This window comes from Sphingomonas sp. P2_B6 (genome assembly GCF_056404755.1).
This window is the reverse complement of sequence record NZ_JBFUDK010000017.1, coordinates 42,809-57,304: the sequence shown is the minus strand read 5'-3', so window position 1 is coordinate 57,304 and position 14,496 is coordinate 42,809. Positions and strand designations below refer to the sequence as shown.

14 protein-coding genes are annotated in these 14,496 nt (G+C 67.8%); 5 read left to right on the top strand and 9 right to left on the bottom strand.

Features of this window, described 5'->3' with window-relative positions; all coding sequences use genetic code 11:
* Positions 1–33 precede the first annotated feature (33 nt).
* From AC1DX5_RS20090 to AC1DX5_RS20080, 3 genes are read right to left on the bottom strand one after another with little or no spacing between them, the layout of a single operon-like run.
* Complete coding sequence (locus AC1DX5_RS20090) at positions 34–405, bottom strand: nuclear transport factor 2 family protein (protein ID WP_478017021.1); 372 nt, start codon at positions 403–405, stop codon at positions 34–36.
* A complete protein-coding gene (locus tag AC1DX5_RS20085) occupies positions 402–1,655 on the bottom strand; it encodes a mechanosensitive ion channel family protein (RefSeq protein WP_478017020.1) in 1,254 nt (417 codons plus the stop codon). The genes AC1DX5_RS20090 and AC1DX5_RS20085 overlap by 4 nt, the downstream gene beginning before the upstream one ends.
* Before the next feature lie 4 nt (positions 1,656–1,659).
* A complete protein-coding gene (locus AC1DX5_RS20080) occupies positions 1,660–2,661 on the bottom strand; it encodes a DNA topoisomerase IB (RefSeq protein WP_478017018.1) in 1,002 nt (333 codons plus the stop codon).
* Between the two features lie 123 nt (positions 2,662–2,784).
* Between AC1DX5_RS20080 and AC1DX5_RS20075 the strand changes: the two genes are divergently transcribed.
* On the top strand, positions 2,785–3,654 hold the full coding sequence (locus tag AC1DX5_RS20075; protein ID WP_478017016.1) for a hypothetical protein: 870 nt from the start codon (positions 2,785–2,787) through the stop codon (positions 3,652–3,654).
* A 2-nt stretch (positions 3,655–3,656) separates the two neighbouring features.
* On the opposite strand, the gene AC1DX5_RS20070 is transcribed toward AC1DX5_RS20075, so the two are convergent.
* Together AC1DX5_RS20070 and AC1DX5_RS20065 are read right to left on the bottom strand one after the other, a co-directional pair.
* A complete protein-coding gene (locus tag AC1DX5_RS20070) occupies positions 3,657–3,968 on the bottom strand; it encodes a hypothetical protein (protein ID WP_478017015.1) in 312 nt (103 codons plus the stop codon).
* A complete protein-coding gene (locus AC1DX5_RS20065; protein WP_478017013.1) occupies positions 3,965–4,099 on the bottom strand; it encodes a hypothetical protein in 135 nt (44 codons plus the stop codon). Before AC1DX5_RS20065 ends, AC1DX5_RS20070 begins: the two co-directional genes overlap by 4 nt.
* Before the next feature lie 157 nt (positions 4,100–4,256).
* Between AC1DX5_RS20065 and AC1DX5_RS20060 the strand changes: the two genes are divergently transcribed.
* A complete protein-coding gene (locus AC1DX5_RS20060; protein ID WP_465175973.1) occupies positions 4,257–4,871 on the top strand; it encodes a S24 family peptidase in 615 nt (204 codons plus the stop codon).
* A 10-nt stretch (positions 4,872–4,881) separates the two neighbouring features.
* On the opposite strand, the gene AC1DX5_RS20055 is transcribed toward AC1DX5_RS20060, so the two are convergent.
* The gene (locus AC1DX5_RS20055; protein ID WP_465172259.1) at positions 4,882–5,061 is read right to left on the bottom strand and encodes a hypothetical protein; all 180 of its coding nucleotides are present in this window, start codon (positions 5,059–5,061) and stop codon (positions 4,882–4,884) included.
* A 143-nt stretch (positions 5,062–5,204) separates the two neighbouring features.
* On the opposite strand from AC1DX5_RS20055, the gene AC1DX5_RS20050 reads away from it, so the two are divergent.
* On the top strand, positions 5,205–7,187 hold the full coding sequence (locus tag AC1DX5_RS20050; protein ID WP_478017012.1) for an autotransporter assembly complex protein TamA: 1,983 nt from the start codon (positions 5,205–5,207) through the stop codon (positions 7,185–7,187).
* A gap of 92 nt (positions 7,188–7,279) precedes the next feature.
* Positions 7,280–11,341 (top strand): translocation/assembly module TamB domain-containing protein, encoded by a 4,062-nt coding sequence (locus AC1DX5_RS20045; RefSeq protein WP_478017080.1) that lies wholly within the window; start codon positions 7,280–7,282, stop codon positions 11,339–11,341.
* 172 nt (positions 11,342–11,513) lie between these two features.
* On the opposite strand, the gene AC1DX5_RS20040 is transcribed toward AC1DX5_RS20045, so the two are convergent.
* Positions 11,514–11,879, bottom strand: coding sequence for a VOC family protein (locus AC1DX5_RS20040; RefSeq protein WP_478017010.1), 366 nt, complete (start codon positions 11,877–11,879; stop codon positions 11,514–11,516).
* A 65-nt stretch (positions 11,880–11,944) separates the two neighbouring features.
* Here AC1DX5_RS20040 and AC1DX5_RS20035 point away from each other — a divergent pair, with 65 nt between their 5' ends.
* Entirely contained in the window at positions 11,945–12,229 is a 285-nt protein-coding gene (locus AC1DX5_RS20035; protein WP_478017008.1) for a hypothetical protein, read from the top strand.
* Here AC1DX5_RS20035 and AC1DX5_RS20030 read toward each other — a convergent pair.
* Together AC1DX5_RS20030 and AC1DX5_RS20025 are read right to left on the bottom strand one after the other, a co-directional pair.
* Entirely contained in the window at positions 12,226–13,062 is an 837-nt protein-coding gene (locus tag AC1DX5_RS20030) for an ATP-grasp domain-containing protein (RefSeq protein ID WP_478017006.1), read from the bottom strand. The two genes, AC1DX5_RS20035 and AC1DX5_RS20030, sit on opposite strands and share 4 nt — an antisense overlap.
* A gap of 4 nt (positions 13,063–13,066) precedes the next feature.
* Positions 13,067–14,491: an aldehyde dehydrogenase family protein gene (locus tag AC1DX5_RS20025; protein WP_478017004.1), complete on the bottom strand. Its 1,425-nt coding sequence runs from the start codon at positions 14,489–14,491 to the stop codon at positions 13,067–13,069.
* Positions 14,492–14,496 lie beyond the last annotated feature (5 nt).

Below are 14,496 nucleotides of genomic sequence, written 5' to 3'. Positions count from 1 at the left end.
CCGGGCTTGCCCGGGGAGGGGGGACCGCCGGCTTCAGATTTCCGGCTTCCTGGCGACGAATTCTCCGCTGCGATAGCTTTCGCCGAAATAGACATGGACGCTGTGGATCTGCCCATCAGAGACGGTCACATATTCAGTGTTGCGGAATTGCTCGCCCGTATCGGCAGTGACGAGATAGGTGACGAACGCTCCTTCCGGATCCGGCGCGACCCGCTCGACCCGGAATTCGGCGAACCTGTCTCCATTGGGCCAGCACCGGTCGAAAAAGGCGGCGCGCGAAATGGCGTCGTCATAGGGGCTGGTGAAGGTGAAGTCGGGCGCGAGCAGCGCCTCGCTATCCTCGCGACGACGATCGCGGAACGCCTCATATTGGGCACGGACGATCGCTTCATGATCGTTGGTCATGGATGCGAATCCTGGTCGACGGCCGAGTGATTGCCCGACCGTTTCAGCTCGGCCGTGGTGCCGGGATCGTCAGCGATCGGCGCGGCATTCTCGCCATAGATCGGCCCGTCGGGATAGGGCGCGATCATCCCGCCGCGCGGTGCCGCGGTGAAGGCGGTCTGCGTGGGATAGGCGAGCTCGATCCCTTCCGCGTTCAGCCGTTTGATGATGCCGAGGCCGACGGCATGGCGGGCGGCGAAGAAATCCTCGAAGCTTGATGTCGGCGAATCGAATTCGACGTCGAAATCATAGCTCGCCTCGCCGAAGCCGATAAAGCCGGCGCGGACGAACTTGCGGCCGCATCCCTCGATCACTTCCTCCAGGATGTCGGGCAGCTTTTCCATCTTCTCGACCGGCGTCCACTGCACCAGGCCGAGCTTGAACTGGCCGCGGCGATAGTCGCGCTGGCTGGTGTTCAGGATCTCCTTGTCGAGCAGGTTGCGGTTGGCGATGATCCGTTCCTCGCCGGTCGCCGCGCGGATGCGGGTCGATTTGAGGCCGATCGCTTCCACCGTGCCCGAGCTGGTGTCGTAGGAGATCGCGTCGCCGCGCCGGAACGGGCGGTCGAAGATGATCGCCAGCGCGGCGAACAGGTCGGCGAAGATGCCCTGCGCCGCAAGGCCGATCGCGATGCCGCCGACGCCGAGGCCGGCGACCAGGCCGGTGACGTTCACCCCGAGATTGTCGAGCACGACGATCAATGCGATCGCGAACAGCGCGAAGGTCACGAGCAGGCGGATGATGCCCATCGCGCTGCCGATCGCCTCGCCAGAATAATGTTCGGAATGGGTGCGGTGCTCGATCGTGCCGAGGATGATCTCGCGCGCCCAGATCGCCGCCTGGAACACCGCCGAAACGGTGAACAGGAAAGTGATCGTCGTCGCCACCTCGTGCGGGGCATTGGCATAGCCGGCGACCAGCTTGGCCGCGACCATGACGATGAAGAAATTGCCGGTCTTGACGATGGCGCGACCGAACACCGTGCCCCAGCCGGCCTGGCCGGGCCGGAGATTGCACAGCTTGTTGCCGAGCCGCCGCAGGAAATGCAGCACGACGACGATCACCGCCGCGGCAGCGACGGCGATGATGATCTGCAGCCAGTGAGTCTGAATCCAGATCGAGCTGGCGGTGAACAGGTCCTCGGCCTGATCCTGCACGTTGGACGCGGAAAGGACAGGCGACTGGGCCTGCGTGTTGTTCGTTACTGTCATGAAATCATGCTGCCTTGGCGGGCGTCGCGGCACCAGGGTTTTCGAGGAAATCGATCAGCCCGCGCTCGGCGCGCGACAGATATTGAGTCGATCGCGGCAGGGGCGTCTCGCGAAGCGCTGCCTGCCCGTCCTTCACCGCGGCGAGCAGCGCGGGGTGGACATAGGATTTGCGCGCGATGGCGGGCGTGTTGCCCAGCGCCTCGGTGACCGGCTCCAGCATCGTCTTCAGGCTGATGTCGTGGCCGGCACCGGCCAAGGTCTCGAATGCGAGCACGCTCGCGCCCCAGGTGCGGAAATGCTTGGCCGAATAATCCTCGCCCATCGCATCGCGGATATAGGCGTTGACGTCCGACGAGGTGACCGGATGCGCCTCGCCGGCGGCGTCGATCCAGCGGAACAGATGCTGGCCCGGCAGATCCTGGCACTTTCTGACGAATCGGCTGAGCGAGCCGTCGGTGATGGTCAGCACGCGCAGCTTGCCCGACTTGGCCTTGTACTGCAGCTTCAGCGTCTTGCCGCGCAGATTGGCATGGCGCTTCCGAAGCGTGGTCGCGCCGAAGCTCTTGTTCGCCTTCACATAGCCTTCATTGCCGATCCGGACATGGCCGAGATCGAGCAGGCGGACGATGGCAGCCACCGCCGTTTCCTTGTCGAATCCGCGCCGCTTCAGGTCCGCCTCGACTCGTGCCCGCAGTTTCGGCAGGGCGCGGCCGAACGGCGCGCACAGCTCATATTTGGCGGATTCCTGGGCCTCGCGGAATTCCGGGTGATAGCGATATTGCTTGCGGCCCTTCTCGTCCCAGCCGATCGCCTGGATATGGCCATTGGGTTTCGGGCAATACCAGGCGTCGCGATAGGCCGGGGGCAGGCCGACCGCGTTCAGCCGGTCGATTTCGTCGCGGTCAGTGATGCGGTTGCCCTCGGGATCGAAATAACCCCAGCCATGCCGCATCTTCTTCCGGGTGATGCCGGGCTCGCTGTCGTCGCAATAACTGATCTTGGCCATAGGGCCGGAATGCGCGGGACGGGGGTGAGGTTCCACCGGGAGTTACCGGCGCAACAGGCCGGCGATGCCGGACGTTACGCCGGCGTTAACCAAAAACTCATAAAAGCATGCCATCCCGTACAGATGGTCGATACCGTGCGCCGCCAACAGCTGAACCTCCCGGTCGCGCCGCTCGTCGCGGCGGTGATCGGTGGCGGCGTCGCGCTCGCCTTCGCGCTTGTCCCGACGCGCCTCATCGACCCCGGCATGATCGATGGCGGGGTCGCCGGCGCGAGCCCGGCCGGCGCGGTGCTGATCCTGATGGCCGGCGTCGCGCTGATCGTCTGGTTTGGCCTGTTCCTGCTGGGCGACCGTGCGATCGTCGTGGAGAAATCGGCCGGCGACGACGCGCCGCCAGTGCTGCGCCGGGCCGATGCCCATCCGGACGCGCCGGCGCGGCGGCCGCTGTCGGCCAGCCGCGAGCTGGGCACACCCTTTCTCGAGGTGCGCGCGCATCGCCCGGTCCGCGCCAGGGCGGAAGTGATTGCCGCTGCCGCGGTCGATGCAGTGCCGGTGAAGAAAGTGGTCTTCGAACGCGCTCTGCCCGCCGATCTCGACCTGCCGCTGGCTGCCTATGATCCGGGCGCCATTCCGGCGAAGCCGGTCGACCGGCAGCCGTTCGAGCCCGGCCTACGCGTCGCGACCGCCGACCTGACGCAGCCCGTTCGCGCCGCGACGTTCGAGCCGGCAGGGTTCTTCCGCGCCAGGAACCCGTTCCGCCCGGTACCGCGCGGTCGCGACCGGCCTTTCGCACCCGCCCGGCCCTTTGCCTCGGCGCTGGTCGAGAAGGATCCGTCGGCCAGCATCCATGCGCTGCTCGATCGGCTCGAGCATAGTTTCGGCGGGCGCGAGACGATAGCACCGCCGCTGTCGCGGCCGCTGCCCCATGATAGGGATCCGCTGGCGCTGGCCCTGGCCCTGGGGTCGCTGCGGCGTCTCGGCAGCCGCGGCTGACTCTATTCTTCCACGGTCAGCGCTTCGATCGCGATCGTCGCCATGCCGTCGGCATGGGATATGCCGACCACCACGATATCCGCGACCAGATGGCCGCGCAGCGGCAGATCCGCTTCGGGCAACGCTTCGAGCCATGCATCGAGGGTGGGTGAGGCGAGGGCTTCGAGCCCCAGTTCATGGCGCGCGCCGCTGAAGGTGGCGCTGGCCCAGCGCGTCCAGCCCGACTCGGTCACGCGCGTCGGACAGCCGGCGCGCAGCGAATCGGCCTCCAGGCGGCGGACGAGCAGCGTGGCTGCATCGGGGCCCCGGCTCATCGTTCGCGGCCCTGTGCGAGGAACGCCTCGATCCGCGCGATCACGCGCGGCCCGGGTTCCCGTCCGTTGCGCATGTCGCCGACCAGCCGCGGGTCGTTGATGGCGAGCCGCCCGAACCGCGTCGGCGGCATGCCCGTCCTCTTCAGATAGCGATTGATTCTTGCCAGCACCGACATCACAGCCCTTCCCGAGTCTCTTGGTTGTGTTCCCGGTCTGTTCCGTAAATTCCAACTTGTCTAGGAATTTTCCTATGCTATTGGAACGGGAATGGAGGCGTCTGATCCTCGCATGGCCCTGGACCGCCTCGTCGAGGCGAGCGGGGAAAGCTATGCCGCGCTGTCGCGCATGCTCCACCGCAACCCGGCCTATCTCCAGCAATATGTGAAGCGTGGTACGCCGCGCTTGCTGGCGGAGCGCGACCGCAAGCTGCTCGCCGGCTATTTCCGCGTCGACGAGGCGGTGCTGGGCGGGCCCGAAACGCCCGCCATCCCGTCGGTCGCGCAGGTCCGGCGGCTCGACGTGGCGGCCTCGGCGGGGCCGGGCGGGCTGGCCGAGGATGACCGGTTGCTGGGCGGCGAGCTGTTCGACCCGCGCTTGCTGGCGTCGCTCGGCGTGCGCGAGGAGGAGAGCGCGGTGCTGCGCGCCCAGGGCGATTCGATGTCGCCGACGATCGAGGACGGCGATCGCATGCTGATCGACGAACGCGACCGGAAGGTCGTGGCGAAGGGCGGTATCTTCGTCGTCCGCATGGACGGCGCGTTGATGGTGAAACGGCTGGCCAGGGCGGGGGAGCTGATCGCCATCACCAGCGACAATATGGATTTCCCGCCGATTCCGTCCCGGGCGCCGGACGAGGTGGAAGTGCTCGGCCGGGTCGTCTGGCTGTCGCGCGCGCTGCGGTAATCCCGGCGGGCTAGCGCTGCAGGTTCAACAGCCACATCGCGATCGAGACGGCGATGCCAAGCCCGGTGCCGATCAGCAGCCCGGGGATCGGCGCGTACAGCAACTGGCCGATCACGGCGCCGCCCAGGGCGCCCAGCGCGATCAGGGCGCCGCCGGCAAGCGGGGTGCGGGTGGGTGGTTTGCTGGCCATGGCCCGCCTCTGCCATGTCCCGCCGCAAGACGCCAGCGTCCGGCCATGGGATCGGGCCACCGCCGACGCGTGATCGGCACCGCTCAGGGAGGTTGAGCGCCAAGCCACTGTCGCTGGGGGATTTGACCCGCTAGGACTGGGGCATGTGGTTACCCGTAAGGGCGCGTGGCACGGTGTTGTGTGCCGCCGCTGGTCTTTTTGTCTGCACCGCGCCCGGCGTTCATGCGCAGGATGGCGGCGCGGCGACCGCTTCCCAGACGCTGCCGCAGCAGCCCTCCGCGCTCGATCCGCAATCGCCGCTTGCACCCATGCCGGGTCTCGGTGTCGACTGGCCCGATCTCGATGCGGCCCCGCCCGAGCCGGTCGATCCGGCCGCGGCCGCCCAGGCCGAGATGACCGGGGAATCGCGCTACAGCTACCGCATCGAAGGCATCGACGCGGTAGCCAGTCCGTTGCTCCACCTGCGCTTCCTCGGGCTCTCCACGTTGAAGGCGCATGAGGGCGATCCGGCCAATGCCGCGCAGCTCGACCGGCGCGCGCGCGAGGATTCCACGCTGCTGGTGGGACTGCTCCGCGCAGAGGGCTATTATGACGCGCGGGTCTCCACCCGGATCGAGCGGGCCGCGGGCCGGCCAGTCGTAGTGCTCGATGCCGAGCCGGGCGTGATCTACAAGTTCGAGGGCGTTACCCTTGCCGGCGTCGCCGCCGCCGGCGACAAGGAACCGGGGCTGCGCGATGCCTTTGGCGTGAAGGCCGACGATGCGGTCAACGCCGACAGGATTGCGGCGGGCGAGGCGCAGTTGCGCACCGCGATCGGCCAGCAGGGCTTTCCCTTTGCCGAGATGGGCGAGCCCGAGATCGTCGTCGACCATGCGACTCACACCGCGACTCTGGCGATGACAGTCGACCCAGGCGGGCAGAAGCGCTTCGGTACCATCACGACCGCAGCCGATAACAAGGTGTTCGACGCAAAGCACATTATGGAGATCGCCCGCTTCGCGCCCGGCGAACCCTATAATGCCGCGGCGCTTGAAGATCTGCGTCGCGCACTGATCCAGACCAGCCTGGTGTCCACCGTCGACATCAAGCCGGTGCAGAGCGCCGACCCCCAGGTCGTCGACATCAATGTCGGGCTCGCGCCCGCGCCGCCGCACACCATCGCCGGCGAGATCGGTTATGGCACCGGTGAAGGCGTACGCGCCGAGGCGAGCTGGACTCATCGCAACCTGTTTCCTCCCGAGGGCGCTCTGACCCTGCGCGGCGTGCTCGGCACCAAGGAACAGCTCGCCAGCGTCGTATTCCGCCGCAGCAACTTTCATGCGCGTGATCGGGTTCTGACCGGCCAGATCGTCGCCTCCAACCTGACGCGCGACGCCTATCAGGCGAAGACCTTTTCGATATCGGGCAGCCTGGAGAAGCAGACCAACATCTTCTTCCAGAAGAAATGGACCTGGTCGCTCGGCGCCGAGCTGGCCGCGTCGGACGAGCGCGACGTGATCCTGTCGACCGGCGCGCCGCGCCGCCGCACCTTCTTCATCGGCGCGCTGCCCACCACGCTCATCTATGACGGATCGGACGACCTGCTCAATCCGACCCGGGGGTTCCGGCTGGGGGGACGATTCTCGCCCGAGATTTCGCTCGAGGGATCGGCCTTCGGCTATGCCCGGATGCAAATCGACGCGAGCGCCTATCAGTCGGTCAGCGACCGGGTGGTGATGGCCGGGCGCATCCGGCTGGGCACGATTGCCGGCGCGCCGCGCGACGCGATCGCGCCGTCGCGGCGTTTCTATGCCGGCGGCGGCGCCTCGGTCCGCGGCTATGGGTATCAGAGCATCGGGCCGCGCGATCCGAACAATGCGCCGATCGGCGGACGCAGCCTGACCGAATTCGGCCTCGAGGCGCGGGTCAAGGCGTTCGGCAATTTCGGCGTGGTGCCGTTCCTCGATGGCGGCAACATCTACACCTCGCCTCTGCCCAAATTCACGCAGTTCCGCTTCGGCACCGGCATCGGCGTGCGCTATTATTCAAGCTTCGGGCCGATCCGCATCGATGTCGGCACGCCGATCAACCCCCAGCGCGGGGATTCACGCGTCGCGGTCTATGTCTCGCTGGGGCAGGCCTTTTGACCGAAGAAACGGCACCCCCGGCTGCCGTCAAGGCGCGCCGCCGCTGGTGGCGCTGGCTGGTGGGCGGCCTGCTGGGCATCGTTGCCTTGCTGATGGTCGGGCTGGCGGTGCTCGATACCGCCATTGGCCATCGCTGGGTGGCGGACCGGATCGCGGCGCTGCGGCCCTCCAACGGGCTGCGCTACAGCGTCGGGCGGATCGAGGGATCGCTCTTCTCCAAGGCGCGGCTGATCGACGTCCGCATCTCCGATCCCAAGGGCCTGATCTTCTACGCGCCGCGCGCCGAACTGCGCTGGGTCCCCTTCGCCTGGCTCGACAACCGCCTGCATATTCGCAGTCTGGTCATCCCCCGCGCGACCCTGGCCAAGCTTCCCCAGACGATCCGCACCGGCAAGGCCGGGCCGTTGCTGCCCTCCTTCGATATCCGGATCGGCGAGTTGCGCGTCGACCGGCTGGCGGTCTCACCGAAGATCACCGGCGTGGCGCGGATTGGCCGGCTGGCCGGACGGGCGGAAATCCATGCCGGCCGTGCGCTGGTCGATCTGAACGCGATGGTCGAGGGCAGCGACACGCTGACACTGAAGCTCGATGCCGAGCCGGATCGCAACAAGTTCGACGCGGACATCCATGCGCGCGGCAGCGCGACCGGCGTGCTGGCGAAGCTCGCCGGTTTTGCCCGCCCGATCGCGATGGACGTATCGGGCGACGGCACCTGGACCGTGTGGAAGGGCATGGCGCGCGCCGATGTCGGCGATGTGCGGCTGATCGATCTCGCGCTGACCAATCGTTCGGGCACCTATGCGCTGACCGGCACCCTCAACCCGGCGCCGCTCTCCAAAGGGAAGCTGCAGCGGCTGACGACACCGCGCGTGATCGTCAACGGCGCGGCAACCCTTGCCGAGCGGCGGCTGGAGGGCAGTCTCAACCTCCGGTCGGCGGCCATGGCGGTCGACACGGTCGGCACGGTGGATCTGGGGCAGGGCGCGTACCGCAACCTGCGGATCCATGCCCGGCTGCTCCAGCCAAAGGCGCTGTTCCCCAATATGAGCGGCCGCGGGATCGAGCTGCGCGCAATCCTCGACGGCGTCTTTGCCACCGCGCATTTCGACTATCGCCTGACCGCGGACCGCTTCGCCTTCGACCAGACCGGGTTCGAGGTCGCGCGCGCCGGCGGCGCCGGCAATTTCTCGAAACAGCCGATCAAGGTGCCGATCCGTTTCACCGCCGCGCGGGTGACCGGTGTCGGCGACGTGGCCGGCGGCATCCTGCGCAATCTCAGCCTGGACGGCGTGCTGCGCGTCACCAGCAAGTTCGTCACCGGGGACGATCTCCGCGTGAAATCGGACAAGCTGACCGGGCGAATCAACCTGATCCTCGACCTGGCGACCGGCAAGTTCGAGGTCGGGATCAACGGCATGCTCGGGCGCTACCTGATCCCCGGTCTCGGCATCGTCGACGTCAAATCGACCCTGCGCGTGGTGCCCGGCCCCGGCGGCCACGGTACACGGGTGATCGGCACCGGCACGGCGCAGATGGTGCGGCTCGACAACGCTTTCTTCCGCTCGCTCACCGGCGGCCTGCCGAAGCTCGTCACCGGGCTGGAGCGCACGCCCGACGGCATTCTCCATCTCAACAATCTGGTGCTGACCTCGCCTTCGCTGCGGCTCGCCGGCAACGGCATCCGCCGTCGCGACGGCACCTTCCACTTCGAGGGGCGCGGGACTCAGGCGACCTATGGCCCGCTGACCCTGAAACTCGATGGCAAGATCGAACGGCCGACGCTCGACCTGGTGTTCGAGCGGCCCAACGATACCTTGGGCCTGGCCGGCGTCGTGGCGCATCTCGATCCGACCGCGCGCGGCTTTGCGTTCACCGCGCGGGGCGGATCGCGGCTCGGGCCGTTCGACGGCAAGGGCGAGATCCTGTTGCCGCCGGGTGGTGGTGGATCGATCCAGATCGACGAACTGAACGTCAGCGGCAGCAAGGCGACCGGAACCCTGGCGATCGTCGATGGCGGTTTCGACGGGCGACTGGCCATTGCGGGTGGTGGTCTGTCGGGCGAATTGCTGTTCCGTCCCGTCGGCAGCATCCAGCGCATCGAAGCGCATCTCGACATCGCCGCGGCCACGTTCGCCAACAACGTCACCTTGCGACGCGGTCGGATCGATGCGGTGATGCTGCTCGATCCGGCGGGGACGTCGATCGAAGCGACGGCGACCGGCGCCGGCCTCCGGCGCGGCACGCTGTCGCTCGGGCGGGTCGCGGCCAACATCTCCCTGCGCGGCGGGCGCGGCCAGATCCGCGCCTCGATCTCCGGCTCGCGTGGGCGCGCCTTCGATATCCAGACCGTGACCGAGGTGACGCCCGACAGTTTCACCCTGACGGCGCAGGGCACGCTCGATCGCCGGCCGATCAAGCTGGTGACGCCGGCGGTGTTCACGCGCGACGGCGATGGCTGGCGGCTCGCGCCCGCCAGATTGAGTTTTGCCGGCGGCGAGGCGGAAGTCGCGGGGCGGTTCACCGGCGCATCGAGTTCGGTCGACGCGACCCTGTCGCGCATGCCGCTGTCGATCCTCGACATCGGCTATCCGGGCCTCGGGCTGGGCGGCACTGCCTCGGGCAAGCTGTCCTTCACGCAAAGCCGCGGGGCGGCGCCGACCGGACGGGTCGACATGACGGTGCGCGGGTTGACCCGGTCGGGACTGATCCTCTCATCGCAGCCGGTCGATGTCGGCATTGCCGGCATCCTCCAGCCGGGCAAGGCAGCGGCGCGCGCCGTGGCGAAAAGCGGCGGCAAGATGGTCGGCCGCGCCCAGGCACAGCTCACCCTGTCGGGTTCGGGCGATCTGCCGACCCAGCTGGCCAACGCCGCGCTGTTCGCGCAGCTTCGCTATGACGGCCCAGCCGATACGCTGTGGCGGCTGACCGGCATCGAGCTGTTCGACCTGACCGGCCCGATCGCGATCGGGGCCGATCTTGGCGGCAAGGTCAATGATCCGCAGATCCGCGGCGTGGTCCAGGCGAAGAATGCGCGGATCGAAAGCGGCGTGACCGGCACCCTGCTCACCAATGTCGAGGCCACCGGGCGCTTCGGCGGGTCGCGCCTGGTGATCGACAGGTTCGCGGCGGACGCGGGCAAGGGCGGGCGCGTCACCGGCACCGGCAGCTTCGATCTTGCCGCCGCCAACGGCTTCGGCATCGACCTCGCGATTCGCGCGGAGAATGCGGTGATGATCAACCGCGACGATATCGGCGCGACCGTCACCGGGCCGCTGACGATCAAGTCGGACGGCCAGGGCGGGGTGATCGGCGGCGACCTGCTGCTCAACAAGAGCCGCTACCGGCTCGGCCAGGCGACCGCGGCGAGCGCGGTGCCGCAGCTCAACATCCGCGAGATCAACCTGCCCGGCGGCGGCGAGGAGGACGATGTTCCGCGCAAGCCGTGGCGGCTGGCAATCAAGGCGCACGCGCCCACCGAATTGACCGTCAGCGGTCTGGGACTCAGCAGCGAATGGTCGGCGGACCTCCAGATTGGCGGCGCGCCCGAAAACCCCGCCATCACCGGCGAGGCGGACCTGATCCGCGGCGATTACGAATTCGCCGGCCGGCAGTTCGAGCTGGTGCGCGGCCGTATCCGCTTCGCGGGCGAGGTGCCGGCCAACCCGTCGCTCGATATCGCGGCCAATGCGGATTCGACCGGGCTGAGCGCGACGATCCGGGTCACCGGCTTCGCGCAGAAGCCGGAGATCAGCTTCACCAGCACACCCGCGCTGCCGGAAGACGAACTGCTCTCGCGGTTGCTGTTCGGCACCTCGATCACCAATCTCTCGGCGCCCGAGGCGCTTCAGCTCGCGGCGGCGGTCGCGGCGCTGCGCGATGGCAGCGGCGGGCTCAACCCGATCAACGCGGTGCGCCGCGCGGCGGGCCTCGACCGGCTGCGCATCCTGCCCGCCGATCCGCAGACCGGCGCGGGCACCTCGGTCGCCGCAGGCAAATATATCACCCGCCGGCTTTTCGCCGAGATCATCACGGACGGCGCCGGCTATTCCGCGACCCAGGTCGAATTCCAGGTCACCCGCTGGCTGTCGATCCTGTCGAGCATCTCCACCCTCGGCCGCCAGAGCGCGAACCTCCGGGTGTCGAAGGATTATTGAGTTTTTTAGGTAAGCTGCGCGTCCCTCATCCGTCACGCCGGACTTGTCCGGGTCCATCGATCCGCAAACCCCACCGCTGCGGCGCTTGCGGAGCCATGGATGCCGGAACAGGTCCGGCATGATGATCTGGATTGGGAAGCGTGCGATTCAGCATGCATTCGTCGAAGCAAATCTACCGGCTCGACATGATGAACTGGTTGCCATCCGGATCGCGGAATCGCGCGAAGGTCCCCCAGGGCTGTTTCTCCGGCGGGCCATCGAATTCCACCCCGCGCTCGCTTAACTGGCGATAGCTGTAATCGACGTCGTCGCACGCGAAGGAGCCGTTGAAGAAGCTGCCGATCCGATCCTCATGCCCCTCGGGCGTGAACAGCACCACACTGGTCTCCGCGCCGGGAATGCCCAGGTCGATCCAGCGCTGAGTCTCGCCCATCGGCTGGTCGGTCACGACGCGGAACCCCATCTTCTTCGTCCAGAAATCGAGCGCGCGGTCCTGGTCCGTCGTCGGGATGCTCACGAACTTCACCATCTTGATCATCGCCATCTCCTTGCCCGCGAGCCTAGACAAGGGGCTTGCGGCCGGGGAGGGGTGCAGGCATTGCCATGGCAATGAATGCCATATCGCTCGACTCCTATGTGATCGACACGCTGATGGGCGACCTGGTCGGCCATGACCGCCGGCCATCGGCCTTTCTCGTCTATCTGCTGATCGAGGCGAGCGGCCCGGAGGCGCTGAGTTACGCCATCATCGCCGAGCGTACCGGCCTGTCGCGCCGGTCCTGCCAGGCAGCAGTCGCGCACCTCGAGCGTCGCCRCCTGATCGAGGTGGAAAGGCGCGCGGAAAATGAGGCGGCGAGCTACCGGCCGCTTCGCCCCTGGCGGCGTTAGAGCCGCGCGGCCACGGCCTCCGCCAGGCGACCGGGCAGCTCCGGCGCCATATGCGGATAAAGGTCGGGCTCGATCGCCTCCAGCTCCATCAGCGCCAGGCTGCCGTCCGCGAGCCGCAACAGGTCGACCCGGGCATAGAGCGGTGCGTCAGGCAGCGCCGCGATCACKGTTTCGGCCAGCGCCCGTTGCGACGCTTCGGGCTCGAACCGGCTGAATTGCCCCCCGAATTGCGGCTGGATGCGGAAATCGCCCGGTTTTGCCACCTTGCGCACGGCATGGCTGAACATGCCCCCGATGAACAGGAAGGACAGCTCGCCCTCACCGGAAACCGCCGACACGAATGGCTGCACGATCGCATCGTCGAGCGGCTCGACCGCGTCGCCCGGCCGGACGCGCACCGTGCGGTAGCTCCCGCCCGAAACCTGCGGCTTCACCACCAGCTCCCCGGCGCCGAACCGTTCGAACGCCGCCGCGACGCTCGCCGTGTCGGCGCGGCCGAACCAGCTCGGCACGATCGGCATGCCCGCCGCTTCGAGCTCGCGCAGATAGGTCTTGCGCGTGTTCCAGGCGAGCAGGGCAGGGGCGTTGAGCAACAACCGCTCCGCCGGCCAGGCGGCGAGGATCGCTTCCCAGCGCGCGACGTCGAGATGATAGCCCCAGGCGAACAGTGCCAGCGTGACATCGCCGTCCCCCGGTCCCTGGTCCCAGGGCCGGGTGGCAAGCGCCATGTCGCGCGCCGCAAAGGCCGCGCGATACTGGTCGAGGATCGCCACCGCCGCCACGCCATAGTCGCTGGCGGCGGCGGGCATCAGGACATCGATGGTCAGGGTCATCGGGTCAGGCGGGTTCGCCCACGATGCTCTTCACCTCCATGAAGTCGGTCAGGCCATATTTGCCGCCCTCCCGGCCATTGCCCGACTGCTTGTAGCCGCCGAACGGGCCGCTGCCCTCGGGCGACCAGGAGTTGATCGTCACGAGTCCGGCGCGCAGCCGCGGCGCGACCTTCGCCGCAGCGGCGGGGTCGCCCGAGATGGTGGCGGACAGGCCATAAGGCGTGTCGTTGGCAAGGCGGATCGCCTCGTCCTGAGTCTCATAGGAGGTGATCGTCGCGACCGGCCCGAACGTCTCCTCCTGCGCGATGCGCATGTCGGGCGTGACGCCGGTGAACAGGGTCGGCTTGATGAAATACCCCGCATTGCGCCCGTCGGGCCGCCCGGTGCCGCCGGTGACCAGCGTCGCGCCCTCGTCGATCGCTGACTGAATCAGGCCCTGGATCTTCTCATATTGCGCCTTGTTGACCACTGGGCCGATATGCGCGCCCATCACGGATGGATCGCCCACCTGAGTCGCCTCCATCATCGTCTTCACGATCTGCGTGGCATCATCGACCTGCGAGGCATGGACCAGAAGGCGGGTCGGTGCGATGCAGCTCTGGCCCGAATTGGCGAGCACGCCCGACACCGTCGGCGGCAGCACGCTGGCGAGATCGGCGCCCTCGAGTACCAGGTTCGGCGCCTTGCCGCCCAGTTCCTGATGCACGCGCTTCACGGTCGCGGCGGCGGCCTGCGCCACCGCGATGCCGGCGCGGGTCGATCCGGTGAAACTCACCATGTCGACGTCCTTGTGGCTCGACAGCGCCGCGCCCACACCCGGCCCGTCGCCATTGACCAGGTTGAACACGCCCGCCGGCACGCCGGCCTTTTCCAGTATCTCGGCGAGGATCATCGCGCAGGCGGGCGATTCCTCGCTCGGCTTCAGTACCATGGTGTCGCCGGCGGCGAGCGCCGGGGCGACCTTCGCGCAGATCTGGTTGAGCGGCCAGTTCCACGGCGTGATCATCGCGACGACGCCCAGCGGCTCATGCACCACCCGGGCGCGGCCCAGCCGCTCCTCGAACTGGAACGCGTTCAGCGCCTTCAGTGTGTTCATGAAATGACCAAGCCCGGTCGGTGCCTGCGCCGCGGTGGCGAAGCCGATCGGCGCACCCATTTCCTGGCTGATCGCGGCGGCGAGATCGGGGATGCGCGCCTTATATTCCTCGATGATCCGGCCGAGCAGCGCGGCGCGCTCCTCGACGCTGGTCTGCGACCAGCTCTCGAACGCGCGGCGGGCCGCGGCGACCGCCTTGTCGACATCGGCGCTGGTGCCGAGCGTGATCTCGGTGCAGGGCTGCTCGGTCGCCGGATCGATCACCTCATGGCGCGTGCCGCCCTCGCTCTCGACCCAGGCGCCGTCGATATACTGGTTGAGGTAGCTCTTCATCCTCG

What these genes read in the sequence shown, in the direction of transcription:
- AC1DX5_RS20060 (WP_465175973.1), top strand. Translation starts at nt 4,257, where the DNA reads ATGGCCCTGGACCGCCTCGTCGAGGCGAGCGGGGAAAGCTATGCCGCG.
- AC1DX5_RS20045 (WP_478017080.1), top strand. Translation starts at nt 7,280, where the DNA reads ATGGTCGGGCTGGCGGTGCTCGATACCGCCATTGGCCATCGCTGGGTG.
- AC1DX5_RS20080 (WP_478017018.1), bottom strand. Translation starts at nt 2,661, where the DNA reads ATGGCCAAGATCAGTTATTGCGACGACAGCGAGCCCGGCATCACCCGG.
- AC1DX5_RS20065 (WP_478017013.1), bottom strand. Translation starts at nt 4,099, where the DNA reads ATGCCGCCGACGCGGTTCGGGCGGCTCGCCATCAACGACCCGCGGCTG.
- AC1DX5_RS20025 (WP_478017004.1), bottom strand. Translation starts at nt 14,491, where the DNA reads ATGAAGAGCTACCTCAACCAGTATATCGACGGCGCCTGGGTCGAGAGC.
- AC1DX5_RS20055 (WP_465172259.1), bottom strand. Translation starts at nt 5,061, where the DNA reads ATGGCCAGCAAACCACCCACCCGCACCCCGCTTGCCGGCGGCGCCCTG.
- AC1DX5_RS20040 (WP_478017010.1), bottom strand. Translation starts at nt 11,879, where the DNA reads ATGATCAAGATGGTGAAGTTCGTGAGCATCCCGACGACGGACCAGGAC.
- AC1DX5_RS20085 (WP_478017020.1), bottom strand. Translation starts at nt 1,655, where the DNA reads ATGACAGTAACGAACAACACGCAGGCCCAGTCGCCTGTCCTTTCCGCG.
- AC1DX5_RS20050 (WP_478017012.1), top strand. Translation starts at nt 5,205, where the DNA reads ATGTGGTTACCCGTAAGGGCGCGTGGCACGGTGTTGTGTGCCGCCGCT.
- AC1DX5_RS20090 (WP_478017021.1), bottom strand. Translation starts at nt 405, where the DNA reads ATGACCAACGATCATGAAGCGATCGTCCGTGCCCAATATGAGGCGTTC.
- AC1DX5_RS20070 (WP_478017015.1), bottom strand. Translation starts at nt 3,968, where the DNA reads ATGAGCCGGGGCCCCGATGCAGCCACGCTGCTCGTCCGCCGCCTGGAG.
- AC1DX5_RS20075 (WP_478017016.1), top strand. Translation starts at nt 2,785, where the DNA reads ATGGTCGATACCGTGCGCCGCCAACAGCTGAACCTCCCGGTCGCGCCG.